The sequence below is a fragment of the Viridibacillus sp. FSL E2-0187 genome (genome assembly GCF_038006425.1).
Lineage (GTDB): Bacteria > Bacillota > Bacilli > Bacillales_A > Planococcaceae > Viridibacillus > Viridibacillus arvi.
Genome location: NZ_JBBOVG010000001.1, coordinates 85,677 through 101,782, shown reverse-complemented (window position 1 = coordinate 101,782; position 16,106 = coordinate 85,677). Strand labels below are relative to the sequence as shown.

The 16,106-nt window shown below is 37.4% G+C and carries 13 protein-coding genes; all 13 read right to left on the bottom strand.

The window, feature by feature from the left end; genetic code table 11:
- Positions 1 to 27 precede the first annotated feature (27 nt).
- Positions 28 to 1,389, bottom strand: coding sequence for a 23S rRNA (uracil(1939)-C(5))-methyltransferase RlmD (gene rlmD, locus MHH85_RS00390; protein WP_340705628.1), 1,362 nt, complete (start codon positions 1,387 to 1,389; stop codon positions 28 to 30).
- 158 nt (positions 1,390 to 1,547) lie between these two features.
- Complete coding sequence (gene cydS, locus MHH85_RS22220; RefSeq protein WP_390011768.1) at positions 1,548 to 1,655, bottom strand: cytochrome bd oxidase small subunit CydS; 108 nt, start codon at positions 1,653 to 1,655, stop codon at positions 1,548 to 1,550.
- Positions 1,656 to 1,670: 15 nt separating this feature from the next.
- A complete protein-coding gene (locus MHH85_RS00385) occupies positions 1,671 to 2,696 on the bottom strand; it encodes a cytochrome d ubiquinol oxidase subunit II (protein WP_340705627.1) in 1,026 nt (341 codons plus the stop codon).
- The gene (locus MHH85_RS00380; protein ID WP_193737548.1) at positions 2,693 to 4,039 is read right to left on the bottom strand and encodes a cytochrome ubiquinol oxidase subunit I; all 1,347 of its coding nucleotides are present in this window, start codon (positions 4,037 to 4,039) and stop codon (positions 2,693 to 2,695) included. Before MHH85_RS00380 ends, MHH85_RS00385 begins: the two co-directional genes overlap by 4 nt.
- A 325-nt stretch (positions 4,040 to 4,364) precedes the next feature.
- Positions 4,365 to 5,276 (bottom strand): diacylglycerol kinase, encoded by a 912-nt coding sequence (locus tag MHH85_RS00375; protein WP_193737549.1) that lies wholly within the window; start codon positions 5,274 to 5,276, stop codon positions 4,365 to 4,367.
- Between the two features lie 234 nt (positions 5,277 to 5,510).
- On the bottom strand, positions 5,511 to 6,071 hold the full coding sequence (locus MHH85_RS00370) for a thioredoxin family protein (RefSeq protein ID WP_193737550.1): 561 nt from the start codon (positions 6,069 to 6,071) through the stop codon (positions 5,511 to 5,513).
- 103 nt (positions 6,072 to 6,174) lie between these two features.
- Positions 6,175 to 7,074, bottom strand: a complete 900-nt coding sequence (locus tag MHH85_RS00365) for an acetamidase/formamidase family protein (protein ID WP_340705626.1) — start codon at positions 7,072 to 7,074, stop codon at positions 6,175 to 6,177.
- Between the two features lie 84 nt (positions 7,075 to 7,158).
- The gene (gene gatB / locus MHH85_RS00360; protein ID WP_053418878.1) at positions 7,159 to 8,586 is read right to left on the bottom strand and encodes an Asp-tRNA(Asn)/Glu-tRNA(Gln) amidotransferase subunit GatB; all 1,428 of its coding nucleotides are present in this window, start codon (positions 8,584 to 8,586) and stop codon (positions 7,159 to 7,161) included.
- 1 nt (position 8,587) lies between these two features.
- Entirely contained in the window at positions 8,588 to 10,051 is a 1,464-nt protein-coding gene (gene gatA, locus MHH85_RS00355) for an Asp-tRNA(Asn)/Glu-tRNA(Gln) amidotransferase subunit GatA (protein ID WP_193737551.1), read from the bottom strand.
- Between the two features lie 22 nt (positions 10,052 to 10,073).
- Positions 10,074 to 10,367, bottom strand: a complete 294-nt coding sequence (gatC, locus tag MHH85_RS00350) for an Asp-tRNA(Asn)/Glu-tRNA(Gln) amidotransferase subunit GatC (RefSeq protein ID WP_038178678.1) — start codon at positions 10,365 to 10,367, stop codon at positions 10,074 to 10,076.
- A gap of 287 nt (positions 10,368 to 10,654) precedes the next feature.
- Positions 10,655 to 11,797 carry a CamS family sex pheromone protein gene (locus MHH85_RS00345; RefSeq protein WP_193737552.1) on the bottom strand — a complete coding sequence of 381 codons (1,143 nt, stop codon included), beginning with the start codon at positions 11,795 to 11,797 and terminating at the stop codon, positions 10,655 to 10,657.
- 14 nt (positions 11,798 to 11,811) lie between these two features.
- Positions 11,812 to 13,818 (bottom strand): NAD-dependent DNA ligase LigA, encoded by a 2,007-nt coding sequence (gene ligA / locus MHH85_RS00340; protein WP_340705625.1) that lies wholly within the window; start codon positions 13,816 to 13,818, stop codon positions 11,812 to 11,814.
- A 22-nt stretch (positions 13,819 to 13,840) separates the two neighbouring features.
- Positions 13,841 to 16,087: a DNA helicase PcrA gene (pcrA, locus tag MHH85_RS00335; RefSeq protein WP_193737554.1), complete on the bottom strand. Its 2,247-nt coding sequence runs from the start codon at positions 16,085 to 16,087 to the stop codon at positions 13,841 to 13,843.
- Between the last annotated feature and the right edge of the window lie 19 nt (positions 16,088 to 16,106).

Here is a 16,106-nt window from a genome sequence, read left to right as displayed (position 1 = left end):
GTAGCAAAAGTCTATTTTTTTGCTTTACTATACTAATTCCAACCACGCGACCGCTTCGCAATGAGCCGTATGTGGGAACATATCCACAGGTTGTACTTCCTGTGTTTTATAGCCACCATCTTCTAAGATCCTTAAATCTCTTGCCAATGTAGCTGGGTTACAAGATACATACACAACACGTTTTGGACGTTGCTCTAAAATTGTATTTAATAATGCTTCGTCGCAACCTTTGCGTGGTGGATCGACTACTAAAACGTCTGCTGTTTTGCCTTCTTTGTACCAACGTGGAATGACTTCTTCTGCTGGACCTGCCTCGAAATACGTATTTGTAAAGCCATTCAGTTCAGCGTTACGCTTCGCATCTTCAATTGCTTGCGGTACAATTTCTACACCCATGACATACTTCGCTTTTTGTGCTAAAAATAATGAAATTGAACCAATGCCACAGTAAGCATCGATTACTGTTTCGTCCCCTTTTAGGTCTGCGTAATCTAAAGCTTGCTTATAAAGCACTTCTGTTTGCTCTGGGTTTACTTGATAGAATGAACGCGCTGAAATTTCGAAGCGTACGTCGCCAATTGTATCTTCAATGGTGTCGTTGCCCCAAAGTTTTAACGTTTCGTTACCGAAAATAACGTTTGTTTTTTCACCATTAATATTTTGCATAATTGATGTTACGTTTGGTACGAGTTGCTTGATTAATTCTACTGCTGCTTCAGCTTGGGGGAATTTGCGCTTTTTCGTTACAAGTACTACCATTACTTCGTTTGTTGCACGGCCTTTCCGTACTACTACATGTCGTAGCATACCCTGACCTGTTTGCTCATCATATGGTTTAATACCCAACTTCCAAAGGCGTGGTTTTAAGCCTTCTAAAATGGCATCTGCCTCTGCCGTTTGGATTAGGCAACGATCTGTATCGACGATATCATGTGATTTTGTTTTGTAAAAACCTGCAATCGGTGCTTCGCCGTTTAAGCCAAATGGAATCTGAGCTTTATTACGATAGTTCCATGGATTGTCCATACCTTTAACTGGTAACACTGGTGCGTCAATTTTACCGATTCGAGTCATGACATTATGGACCATTTTCTCTTTCCATTTCAATTGCCCTTCGTATGATAAGTGTTGTAGCTGACAACCGCCACATTGTGCAAATACAGGGCATGGTGCTGCGACGCGGTCAGGTGAAGGTTCTGTGATGTTGATAATTTTGGCAAAGCCGTAGTTTTTTAATGTTTTCAATACATGGACTTCAGCAGTTTCATCAGGCAGTCCACCTTGGATAAAAAGTGGGTAACCATCGACTTTTGCAACCCCTGCTCCATCATGTGTTAAGTCTTCTATATAAACCGTCAAGCGGTCATTTTTCTTTACTGGTGCTGTCATTTTCGTACTTCCTCCATTTCAGTTCTTCTATTGTACCATGACCTCTTAGAAGGAACAAAAGCGCAGAGTTTCCTCCACAGCTTGAAGGGTGTGGCATACGAAGCTAGATGCAGAAAAAATCCAAGTGCCAGAATCGACACTTGGATTTAAAAAGTTAATTATTCACCTTTCGTAACTGGCCCATCTTTTAATGCTACAAAGAAGGCTACGGCAATGGATGCTGCTAAAACAATAAATGGTGCATAGAAAATTAGAAAATTAACCATTCTGAAAATCCTCCCTTATGCATGATGGTCTTTTTTTCCACGAATATAATCTTTGTTGAATAAGAATAACTTCAAGAGCAAATATATTGATGGTATTAGCAGTAAAAGTCCTAGCACGAAAGCAACTACTAAAGCAGTTGCCATTGCTGGATTCGTAAAGCTATCATATATAGTCAAATATGGGTAAAGTAAATATGGATAATGTGAAATACCGTAGGCAAAAAATGCTAATGCAAATTGACCAACAAGTAAACCTAGTGCCCAGCTATAATGCTGTTTCTTCCAAATAAACCAAACCGTAATGACAAACATGATTGCTGATAGACCGAACATCCAAGCAATATCAATCATACGATTAAAATGTTCTACATTATGTTTACTTAACTCAAACATAATCCCAATAACAGAAATTGCTAATGGCCCCGCCCAAATGAGCGAGTATTTTCTTAGTAGCTTTGTAGCTATTCGATCTCCAGCTTTATCCGCATACCAAGTTAAAAATACCGCCGATATATATAGAACAGCCGCAATTGCCAACACGACAATACTCCAAGTTAATGGGCTTGTAAACAATGCATGATAATCTAAAACCGGATTACCACCCACCATCGATACAAAGCCACCTTCAGAAATTGTTAACACTACTGATAATGAAGCAGGGATTAACAATCCTGCTGCTCCGTACATAAACGAATAACCTTTATGTCCTCGTGACCCATACGATTCAAACGCGTAATAACTACCACGAATGGCAAGGAGAATAATCGCAATACTTGCTGGCACGAGTAATGTTGTTCCGTAATAAAAAGCTGTTTTCGGGAAGAAACCAACAACTCCCACGAAAAAGAATACTAAGAATACATTCGTTACTTCCCATACTGGTGACAAATAACGTTGAATAATATTAGTTAAAATATGTTGTCGACCCGTTAATACACCGTAAGCATTGAAAAATCCTGCACCAAAGTCAATCGAACCGATAATTAAATAGCCAAGTAAAAACAGCCATAATACGGAAATCCCCAATATTTCTAATGTCATGAGAAGTCACCGCCTTTTTCAGCTTTACGATCTTCAATTTCTTGTTCAATTGGATTGTGACGGAACATGCGTCGAAGTACAACGACACTACCAACACCTAAAATAATATATAGGCCACAGAATAATATCAGCATAATGTCCACATGATCACTTGTTGTTGCAGCCTCTGCTACCTTCATATACTTACGTAAAATCCACGGTTGGCGACCAACTTCTGCAAGCCACCATCCAGCTTCAATGGCAATAATAGATAACGGTCCTCCTGCAACAATGACCCTGCGGAACCATTTAGTACTTACAAAAGACCAACCTCGAATTTTACCTAATACATACGCTGCTGACACTAACACCATGAACATACCTATCATGACCATCGTATCGAACAAGTAGTGAATGTAAAGAGGAGGTGTTTCATCTTCTGGGAATTCATTTAACCCAATAACCTCAGCTGTAGGATTTGAATGTGCTAAAAAACTTAAAGCATACGGGACTTTAATGGCATACTTCACTTCTTCACCATCGGTTACACCAAATAGAATAAGTGGAGCATTTTTCTCAGTTTCAAAATGCCACTCAGCTGCTGCTAATTTTTCTGGTTGATATTCTACTAAGTATTTTGCAGAGAAATCTCCAATGATTGCTGATGCAATGGCAAATACTAAACCAACTTTCATTAATAAGAACAATGCTTTTTTGTGATAAACGTGATTTGAACCTTTAAGCATTTTAAATGCTGCAATAGCTGCTAGAACAAAAGCTGCTGTCATGTAGGCTGTTACGACAACATGCGCTACTTTAGTTGGCATTGCTGGGTTTAACATCGCTAAAATTGGCTGTATATTAACGAGCTGACCATCTACGACATCAAAGCCTTGTGGTGCATTCATAAATGCATTTACGATTGTAATAAAGACTGCTGACATAGATGCACCAATTGCAACAGGAATTAATAATAATAAATGTTTCTTTTGATTTTCGAAACGGTCCCAAGTGTATAAATAAATACCTAAAAAGATTGCTTCAAAGAAAAATGCAAATGTCTCCATAAAAAGTGGTAAGGCAATAACATTACCTGCTAACTGCATGAAGTTAGGCCATAGTAGCGATAACTGCAAACCGATAGCTGTACCTGTTACTACACCAACTGCAACGGTAATAACGAATCCACGCGCCCAACGCCTTGCCAGTAAAATATAGTGCTCATCATTCTTCTTAATCCCAACCCATTGTGCAATCATAATCATTAATGGGACACCTACGCCAATTGTAGCGTAAATAATATGGAAAGATAATGTAAGCTCCGTTAAGACACGGCTAAAAAATACTGCACTTTCATTTTCCATGATTGTTCCTCCTCAGCTTCCGAAAATACGTCCGACGAGTGACAGCAGCATAATACCTGCTACGATAAAGCTTAACCAGATTAGTTTCTTCTCATGTGTTTTATACATAGCGCACTCTCCCTTACTTATTATTATACCCATAGCAACTGGTATTCTAACTTCCGAACGTGTCAGATTTATCACGTATTCATGTTCAAAATATGATAAAAGAATGTTCAAAATGTGAATTGATATTTATCTTGAGCAAAGAATTTGCTTTTCACATTTTAGATAAAAGAAAAGACTAGAAAGCAACATAGCTTCTAGTCTAAAAACATTCATTATATTATGGTCTATCTTGTTCTCTAATATCATCAATTGGTACAAAGACTTCAATATGTCTTTTTAAATTTCTAAATTCAGCAGGAATATCTCCACCGTATTCGCCATCTAAATTTAACTGCACTACTTCATCCGAAGTCACTTTTACATGGCTAGCCTTTGCATGGATAACATGTGGGTCTTTAAAATGTTCTCCTCGAACTGCAAGCGAAACAAGTTTGATAAAATCGGCGATATTACACTTTTTCAATATAAACATGGAGAAGTAACCATCATTAATACTTGAGTTTGGTGATAATTTTTCGAATCCGCCTACCGAGTTTGTTAAACCGATTAAGAACATCATTGCTTCATCTTCAAAGACTTCCCCATCGTATTCAATACGCATTTTAGAAGCTTTTATAGACGGTAGCATTTCAATTCCCTTTAAATAATAAGCCAGTTGTCCAATCATTGTTTTAAGCTTACTAGGTACTTCGTAAGTCAGTTCAGTAATACGACCACCACCTGCAATATTGATAAAATGACGATCATTCACTAATCCTACATCCACTGGGATAGTATCACCTTTGATAATAATATCTACAGCTTGACTTATATCTCGTGGAATATGTACCGCACGTGCAAAGTCATTTGTTGTCCCCATCGGTATTAGTCCAATTTTAGGTCTCTCTTCAAATTCACTAACCCCAGCAACAACTTCGTTTAATGTACCATCTCCACCTACAGCTATGATCACATCAAATTTACGCTCAACCGCTGCCTTTGCAGCAGTAGTTGCATCGCCTGCACAGGTAGTAGCATGACAAGAGGCTTCATAGCCGGCGACTTCTAATTTTTCTAATACTTCAGGTAGATGCTTTTTGAAAATTTCTCTACCCGATGTGGGGTTATAAATGATTCGTGCTCGTTTCATATCATTACCTTCTTTGCTCTACAATTTTCTAAATATGTTAACGGAAAAATTCTGAGGAATGTTCCCAAAAGTACTTAAGGCTCAAAATAGGCTGTCTCAACGATTAAATTAAATACGTTTAGGCAGCCCTTTATTTTTTATAATGTATATCAAAATTTCAGTTTGTAGTCGTCCAAACATGAAAAGCTTTCAATCCCATTATACAGAATCATCCTTATTGTGCAAATGACGGTTTTATTTTAAAGTGTTTGTTACAACTTTACGGAAATCATCATATACCCAGCTCCAAAATTCTTCTTTTGAAGCATTCTCTTCAGTAATACTTGCGAATAATTCCTTTTGTTTCTCTTCAAATGTAGGATCATCCTGTGTAGGTAGTGTGGCTTTTTTTGCTAGCACATATTCTTGTAGCTGTGGTGCACGTGGTCCCCATTTCCCAATTACTTCTCCTGTTTCACTTAAAATAATATAAACAGGAATAGAGCGACCACCGTTTGTTAAATACTGATCCATTAACTCTAAATTTTGGTCACGGTAAACACAACGCATTTCTAAATTAGCTGCCTCTGCAATCTTACGGATGATTGGATTGTTCATCATCGCATCACCACACCAGTCTTCTGTTATTGTTAAAATATGTGGTTTTTTAGATGCAAGTAATGAAATAAACTCTTCATCTTCAGGCAGTTGGTAATTATTATAAACTTTAAAGCTGTTATCCTTATGCGTTGTCATACTATCCATATAATCTTGAATTGAAATTGCTTCGTCAAAATATTGTTTTTCAGTTTTCATATGTAAAACCCCCTTGAAAATAGTGTAAATGTTTTATGAATTTTTGGCAAAGTTATAAACACCCTAATCTCCAATATGATATTGTTACTCCACTACACTCGTTTTAAATTAACTTCGTATTAAATTGAGTTAATATTGATTTTGATAAAACAAAGCGCACTGTCATAAGTGGATCGACTATCTGACAAATCTCAATTTGACCAGCTGCACTTAATAACATAGTCACTTCAGCTAGCGATCGTCCTGTTTTTTGTACAATTCTATTAGCCATTAACTCTGTTGCAAGCTTGCTTGCTTCATCTAATGTTTTGGCAGAAGCAATTTGAGTAAACACTTCTTCATTTTCTAATAAAGGCTGTTCTATTGACTCTCCTTTTAACACCTCAAGTGTAACTGTCGCCGCTCCTTCTACCTCAACACCAGTAACACCAATTTCTCCATCACCCATTGCAGCATGGAAATCACCAAGACCAAATAATGCACCTTCAACGAAAACAGGAAGATATAAAATTGCACCCTCTGTAATCATTTTATTATCCATATTCCCCCCATGTGGGCCAGGCGTACCACAATTAATTGCTTCTTCTTTTGGTGCAACACCGATAACGCCAATCATCTTATTAATAGGTAATTTAATATCGCTTAAGAGTACATGGTCTTCTTCTATTGGTAAAATTTTAATTGTCGATTCAGTAAAACGATGTCCTAATGTACCTTCATTCGGCAGAGTCATCATCACACCATGTGACCCAACTTCGATTTTATTAATTTTGATCTTTAAAATATCCCCAGGCATCGCTTCTTTAATATAAATGGGTCCTGTTGCAGGATTTGTTTGATCCCAAGCTAATTGCTCTATCTTATCTTTCTCAGATGTTATTTGATTTTGAAAACAGTCGAATGTTTCAATACGAATTGTTGTACCTGATGAAATGGTTTTAATAGGCTTGTGATTTTTATCAAAAGCGTAAACTATGCCTTCAGAACGACTTAATATTTCCATATGAATACCCCATACTTTTTCTCTACTATAGCAAAAAAGACTGCTTGAGGCACGGATGCCCAAGCAGTCTTTGAAAGTTTTAAATTAGCGTTTGTTGATTTCTTCAAGAAGGATTTTGTTAACCATTGGTGGGTTAGCTTGTCCTTTAGTAGCTTTCATGATTTGGCCAACTAAGAAGCCAATTGCACGATCTTTACCGTTTTTGAAGTCTTCAATTGATTGTTGGTTATTGTCCAAAGTTTCTGTAACGATTTTAAGTAAAGCTGTTGGATCAGAAAGTTGAACAAGACCTTTATCTTTAACGATTTTTTCTGCATCGCCACCGTTTTCAACTAGTTCTTTGAAAACTTTTTTAGCAATTTTAGAAGAAATTGTTCCAGCAGAGATTAACTTAACCATACCTGCAAGACCTTCTGGTGTTAAAGCAGTATCTTTTAATTCTTTTTGTTCGGCATTTAAGTATGCAGAAACTTCACCCATTAACCAGTTAGAAGCAAGTTTTGCGTCTGCTCCAGCTGCTACTGTTGCTTCAAAGAAATCTGCGATGTCTTTTTGCAATGTTAACACGCCTGCATCGTATGCTGTTAAGCCTAGTTCTTCAACATAGCGAACTTTACGTGCTGCTGGTAGTTCAGGGATTTCATCTTTTACGCGTTGTAACCATGCATCGTCGATTACGATATCAACTAAGTCTGGTTCTGGGAAGTAACGGTAATCGTCCGCACCTTCTTTTACACGCATAAGGATTGTTTTACCTGTTTTCTCATCGAAACGACGAGTTTCTTGCTCAATGACACCGCCTGCATTTAATACAGCTGCTTGGCGTTTTTCTTCAAATTCAAGGCCACGACGAACGAAGTTGAATGAGTTTAAGTTTTTCAATTCAGTTTTTGTACCGAATTCATCTCGGCCGTATGGACGGATTGAGATGTTGGCATCACAACGTAGTGAGCCTTCTTCCATTTTACAGTCAGATACACCTGTATATTGGATGATTGATTTGATTTGCTCAAGGTAAGCGTAAGCTTCTTCTGGAGTACGGATATCTGGTTCAGATACGATTTCCACAAGTGGAGTACCTTGACGGTTAAAGTCAACTAGAGAGCTGTTTTTACCATGAGTAAGTTTACCAGCATCTTCTTCCATATGAAGACGAGTAATACCTATACGTTTTTTCTCACCGTTTACTTCAATATCAACCCAGCCGTTTTTACCGATTGGTTTATCAAATTGTGAAATTTGGTAAGCTTTCGGATTATCAGGGTAGAAATAGTTTTTACGGTCAAATTTAGTATGTTGTTCGATTTCCATATTAAGTGCTAGAGATGCACGAATTGCGTAATCTACAACGTTTTTGTTTACAACTGGTAAAACACCTGGATAACCTAGGTCAATTACTGTTGTGTTTGTATTTGGTTCAGCACCAAAGTGGTTTGGTGAACCAGAGAAGATTTTAGAGTTTGTTTTTAACTCTACGTGTACTTCTAAACCAATGACTGTTTCAAAGTTCATATTATTTTACCTCCCAAATTTGAGGAGTTTCTTTGTGGAATTCAGTTGCTTTTTCGAAAGCATCTGCCACACGGTAAATTGTAGCTTCATCGAAGTATTTACCAATAATTTGTAAACCTAGTGGTAGACCATCTTCAAATCCACACGGAATTGAAATAGCTGGTACACCTGCTAAGTTAATAGGAATTGTTAGAATATCGTTAGCGTACATTGTCATTGGATCTTCAACATTTTCTCCAATTTTGAATGCTGGAGTTGGAGTTGTAGGTCCAAGAATTACATCAAATTCTTCGAAAACTTTATCGAAATCTTCTTTGATTAATGTACGAGCTTGTTGAGCTTTTTTGTAGTAAGCATCATAAGTACCTGCACTTAATGAATAAGTTCCAAGCATGATACGACGTTTTACTTCATCTCCGAAACCTTGAGCACGAGTTTCTTTGTATAGTTCTTCTAAGTTTGTAACGTTTTCAGCACGGAAACCGAAACGGATACCGTCGAAACGTGATAAGTTTGAAGATGCTTCAGAAGAAGAAAGGATGTAATATGCTGCTAATGCATATTTAGAGTGAGGAAGTGATACTTCTTCCCAAGTTGCGCCTTGAGCTTCCAATACTTTAAGTGCATCAAGAACTGATTGACGTGCCGCTTCTCCAACACCTTCACCTAAATATTCTTTAGGTACAGCGATACGAAGACCTTTCACATCACCAGTAAGAGCTTCTACAAAGCTTGGTACTTCAACGTTTGCTGAAGTTGAATCGTTAGCATCTACACCTGAGATTGCTTCAAGTAATAATGCATTGTCTCGTACATTACGAGTAATTGGTCCGATTTGATCAAGTGAAGAAGCGAATGCTACTAAACCGTAACGAGATACACGACCATAAGTTGGTTTCATCCCAACAACACCACAGAATGATGCTGGTTGACGAATTGAACCACCTGTATCAGAACCTAATGAGAATGGTACTTCTCCTGCTGCTACAGCTGCTGCTGAACCACCTGAAGATCCACCTGGTACGCGGTCAAGACCCCATGGGTTACGAACTGGTTTGATGCCTGAGTTTTCATTTGAAGAACCCATTGCAAATTCATCCATGTTCAATTTCCCGATTGTTACCATTCCAGCTTCACGTAATTTATTAACAACTGTTGCGTCATAAATCGGGTTGAAGCCTTCTAGAATTTTACTTGCACAAGTTGTTTCTAAGCCTTCAGTGACGATATTATCTTTAACACCGATAGGTAGACCGAATAGTGGTCCTCTTTCTTCAAAAGGAACTGCATCCATTTCTTTTGCTTGTGCTGTTGCTTTTTCTTTATTTAATGCTAAAAACGCGCCTACTTCACCATCTAATGCAGCTACACGTTTGTAAGCTTCTTCTGTTAAGTCAGCGATTGAGATTTCTTTTGTTTTTAAAAGTTCTTGTAACTCTTGTGCTGATTTTGTAAACAATGTCATATGTGGCCCTCCTTACTGACTATTATTCTGTAATGATTGGTGGTACTTTAACTAAACCGTCTACATGTTCTTTTACGTTTAACATCATTACTTCACGATCTAAACCTTTCACTGCAACGTCTTCACGTAAAACGTTTACAAGTGGTAAGACATGTGTTGTTGGTTCAACATTAGTAGTATCTAATTCATTAAGTTGCTCTGCAAATTTAGTAATTGCACCTAATTGTTGTGCAAACTTTTCAGCTTCAGCTTCTGTAATAGCTAGACGAGCTAAGTTAGCAACGTGCTTAACTTCTTCTTTTGTAATATTCGCCATTCTTCACACCTCCGAATTCAATAACCATACCGATAATAATATCATTTTTAGTAATATTTATGCAAGGCGATACTTTCCGCTAAAGTGACGCCAAACGCTTGAAAATAAAGGCTTTTCTTTCCTTTATTAACAACCTTACTATACTCATAATCCATTATAGCAAAATGAATAGAGATAATTGACTACCTTCAGATTATACAATTTATCGACACAAATAAGTATGATTTTCATACTTTCTATTAAAGTAAAAGAGTACGACAAATATGTCGCACTCTTTCTATTAAAACCTAATCATTATATATATGAACATATGGCTCACTTGAATTAGCCTCTTTTACTACTAATGCCTCTGGTCCATTGACAGAAGTTACATTAACTTCCACCTTTAAACCTTTAGGAAATTGATCAATTACTGCACCAGCCATGAATTGTGTGAAACCAACAATTTCAGAAGTACCGTAAAATTTAATCGGAATATCTATGTTTAACTTTTTAATTTTGTTATCTTGATAGAAGCCTGTTCCAATAACATTTGTATAGTTAGAGAAGTACTTTTCAATATCTTGTTTGAAGAATTTAAAATACTGATTCATCTCACGGTAATTTTCTTCACTATCATTTGTTGGGAACAAGACATATTCCTCTTGAACCGGTTTCCACTCTGAGATTTTATTAGATCCCTCATCTACAATACCATAAGAGATATATGTGCCTGGAACAATGTCGCTACGACTTTGTTGTTTAAATAGTCCAACAACCATTGGCACATTTTCTAGTCCCTCTTTTTGACGTAATCGTTGAATGATTTGAGCAGCAATTTTTTCTCCCTGTTTTGTTAAAACCGGTTCTGGTATTGGTTCTTCATATGTTGCACCATAATCTTCTTTTTGATAGTAGTAAATAGAGTTAAGAGCCAAGCCGATTGAAACACCAGCCAGCTTCACTTTATTTTTCCCTGCTTTTTCAAGGTAGTTTTGTTCTACGATATGCGCCAAATAGATAGGAGCCTTTTTAGCACGTTCTGTTGGCGACATACTTTTGGTAGTAGCAGGGTTTAATCCATCATCTGTTTGAGAACTACGCGCAAGCCATGAAGAGGCAGTTTCCTTATCTATATACTGCCCCTCCTGGAAAAAGTACTTTCCTGGATCAAATGCCTTTTGAGATAAGCGTAATAGTCCACTTTCTGCTTCTGTAATATCATATTTTGAATAAATGTTTGAAACAATCAAACCTCTACTTGCACTTTCTTTATAAGGTAAAAGAGTACGATAGTATTGGTCATCAATTTGCATATTAGGAATGATCGTTGCTTCTTCCTTGTCTTTAGCATCGCTTTGTACTACTTCCGTGTCATTCTTTAATGATGGAACGCAACCTGCAAGCATGGTGACAACAATCATCGCCGGTATCCAGCGAAGTCGTTTCATGATCTTGATCTCCTTTACACAGTTAATTCTTGAAGAAGGCGGTTTTCATCCCAAACTTCAATGCCCAGTTGTTCAGCTTTTGCTAGTTTAGAGCCTGCTTCTTCTCCGGCGATTACTAGATCTGTTTTTTTACTTACACTTCCAGTAACTGTACCGCCTAACTGTTCTATTTTCTCTTTTGCATCTTGTCGTGTCAATTGTTCTAATTTACCGGTTAAAACAACTGTCTTTCCTGAAAATATACTCTCTATGTCAGCCACATTTACTTTTTTACCTTTAAAGTCCATGTTCACACCTGCATCAGAAAGCCTTTGTAGTAATGCTTGTACTTCTTCATTTTCAAAATATGAAAGCAATGATTCGGCCATTTTTTCACCAATATCATTTACATTCACAAGTTCGTTTGTAGTAGCCTTCATTAAATTCTGCATAGAACCAAATTCTTCAGATAATACGCGTGCTGCTTTTGCACCAACATGGCGAATACCTAAACCAAATAATAAGCGCTCCATTGAATTTTCTTTTGAATTTTCAATTGCTGTCACTAAATTATTTGCTGATTTTTCGCCCATACGATCTAATTGAATTAGTTCTTCTACATTTAATTTATATAGGTCTGATACATCTTTTACAAGATCAGATTTTAATAATTGCTCTACAACTTTCTCTCCACAACCATCGATATTCATGGCATTTCGTGATACAAAATGAGCCATACCTTCCGAAATTTGAGCGAAACATTGTGGATTTACACAGCGAAGTGCTACTTCACCTTCTAAACGAATGAGCTCACTATCACAAGCTGGACAATGTGTTGGCATTTCATAAGGAACAGAATCTTCACTCCGTTGATCAAACAATACGGAAACAACTTCAGGGATGATATCACCGGCTTTACGGATAATAACTTGGTCTCCGATTCGAATATCCTTTTCACGAATAATGTCTTCATTATGCAGTGTTGCACGTCCAACAGTTGTCCCCGCTACAAGAACTGGTTCTAATATTGCTGTAGGGGTAACAACACCTGTACGACCAACAGTTAAATCAACATCTAAAACCTTAGTGACCACCTCTTCAGCGGGAAATTTATATGCGATAGACCAACGTGGACTTTTCGCTGTATAACCTAACTCTTCTTGCTGGTCATAACGGTTTACTTTAATGACGATTCCATCAATTTCATATGGTAATTCTGGGCGTTTTTCTGTCCACTCTTCGATATAAGCCATTACTTCTTTAATATCCTTGCATGCTCTGCGTTCATGATTTGTATGAAACCCTAATTTATCCATATAATCTAATGCTTCACTGTGGCTGTCTAAATTGTAAGCCTCACCACTACCTCCGATAGCATAAATGAAAGTCGATAAATTACGACTCGCAGCAATTTTAGGGTCTAGTTGACGAAGCGATCCAGCCGCTGCATTACGAGGGTTAGCAAATAACTCCTCGCCTTTTTCTGCACGTGCTTTATTAAGATTTGTGAAAGAGCGTTTTGGCATATAACATTCTCCACGTGCTTCAATGGATACCGGCTCTTTTAAACGTAACGGTATAGAACGAACCGTTTTTAAGTTTTCTGTAATATCCTCACCAATTTGACCATCACCACGTGTTGAACCTACAACAAAAACACCATTTTCGTAGCGAAGAGAAATCGCTAAACCATCGATTTTCAATTCACAAATATAATTAAAATTGTCACCAATAATAGCACGTGCTCTTCGATCAAAGTCATTCAAATCTGCTTCGTTAAAAGCATTTGAAAGGCTAAGCATTGGATAGTCATGTGTAACCTTTTTGAATCCTTGTAGTGTGTCCCCACCTACTCGTTGTGTAGGTGAATCTGGATATATTAAATCCGGATTTTCTTGTTCAATTGTAATGAGTTCATTTAATAATTGATCGTAAACTGCATCTGAAACAACCGGTTTATCCAGTACATAATAGGCATGTCCATATTCATGAAGAAGCTCATTTAGTTCAGCTACACGCTTTTCCAGTTGTATTTTGTCCATTCATTTCCCTCCGCAACTGCGCCTATACTTTTTCGATAGGCGCAAATTTTGCTAATAATCGTTTAATACCTGTTGGGCTTGGGAATGCAATATCTAACTCAACATTCTCTCCTTCACCACGGACACTAACAACTGTACCAACACCCCATTTTTTATGAGATGCTTTGTCGCCAGAAGCCCAGCCAAGTTTTTCTCCACCAGATTGTGAATATGCTGATTTTGTCACTACTGTACGAGTTGGCTGTGTTGTTGATGTAACAAATCCAGACTGGCGAGGTGAACGTCCAACACTTGTACTACTATTTCTATTGTTAGCCGAAACATCTTCAATAATTCCATTATCAATTTCCTGTAAGAATCGAGATGGATTGTTATAACTGCTACGTCCAAAAATAGTACGCGTTTGTGCACAAGTTAAGAATAGTTTCTGCTCAGCACGTGTAATACCTACATAAGCAAGACGACGCTCCTCTTCCATTTCATCTTCATCCTGCAATGAACGTGAGTGTGGGAAGATATTTTCTTCCATACCGATTATGAACACGACTGGGAATTCTAAACCTTTTGCCGAGTGCATAGTCATTAAAACAATGCTACCTTTAGACTCATCCTCTTTATCAAGAGAATCAATATCTGCTATAAGTGCTAAATCAGTTAAAAAGGCAACAAGCGTTTTATCATCACTTTGAGCTTCAAATGCTTTTGTAACTGTTAAGAATTCATCGATATTCTCTAAGCGGCTTTCTGCTTCAATCGTTTTTTCGGTTTTGAGCATCTCACGATAGCCTGACTTTTCTAGTACTTGCTCAACTAGTTCTGTCACAGACAAAAATTCCTGCATTCGTGTAAAGTCAGAGATCATCGCATGAAATTTTGCTGCCGCGTTTGCTGCTCTTGCAGGCAGCCCCATAAAGTCAACTTCTCTTAATGCATCAAAGATAGAACGATCTTGTTCGAATGCGAATTGTGCCATACGATCAAAAGAAGTTGCACCAATACTACGTTTTGGTTCATTAATAATTCGCGCTAGCGATAAATCATCGTCATTATTAGCAATTAAACGTAAGTATGCTAGTAAATCTTTTATCTCTTTACGATCATAGAACTTCGTGCCCCCGACGATTGTATAAGCCATGTTTGACTTCACAAGCACCTCTTCCATTGCACGTGATTGTGCATTTGTGCGATAAAGAATTGCGAAATCATCAAGTGAGCGATTATCTTTTATCATTAATTCTTGAATTGTTTGTACGACAAATTGTGCTTCTTGTTTCTCATCATAAGACCGTGAAATAGCAATTTTCTCACCTTCAGCATTTTCCGTACGTAATTCTTTTGGATAGCGACTTGAGTTATTTTTTATGACGTCATTCGCCGCTTGAAGGATGCGTGCAGACGAGCGGTAATTCTGTTCTAACATGATCGCTTTTGCCTTAGGGTAGTCTTTTTCAAAAGATAAAATATTTTGTATATCTGCTCCGCGCCAACGATAAATGGATTGGTCAGAGTCACCAACAACACAAATGTTTTGGAATTTCTTTGCAAGCATTTGAACTAATTGATATTGCGAATGGTTTGTATCTTGATATTCATCCACGTGAATATATTGGAATCGATTTTGGTAATATTCAAGTACTTCAGGTACCTGTTTGAATAAACGTATAGTAATCATGATTAAATCATCAAAATCTAATGATTGGTTTTTTCGCAAACGTCTTTGGTAACCTTCATATACATCCGCCACAGTTTTTTCATATGGATTTGTTGAACTTACTTGTGCTTTATATGTTTCAACATCGATACATTCGTTTTTCGCAGAACTAATCGCATTTAACATAGAGCGTGGATCATGACGTTTAGGATCTATATTTAACTCTTTCAAAACGTTTTTAATTACTGTTAATTGATCAGTTGTATCTAGAATGGAGAAGTTTTTGTTGTAACCAATACGATCGATATCACGACGTAAAATACGCACACACATAGAGTGGAATGTAGATACCCACATTTGTGCACCCGTTCCGTTTCCTAGTAAACCATCGATACGTTCTCTCATTTCACGAGCCGCTTTATTCGTGAATGTTATGGCTAATATTTTCGAAGGATAAACCTTTTTTTCAATTACTAAATACGCGATACGATGAGTTAGTACACGCGTTTTCCCTGATCCTGCTCCTGCCATTATTAACAATGGACCTTCTGTTGTTTTCACGGCTTCAGCCTGTTCAGGGTTCATTCCTTTTAATAAATTATTCGTTAGCTGTTCCATAACGCACCACCTTTTTACA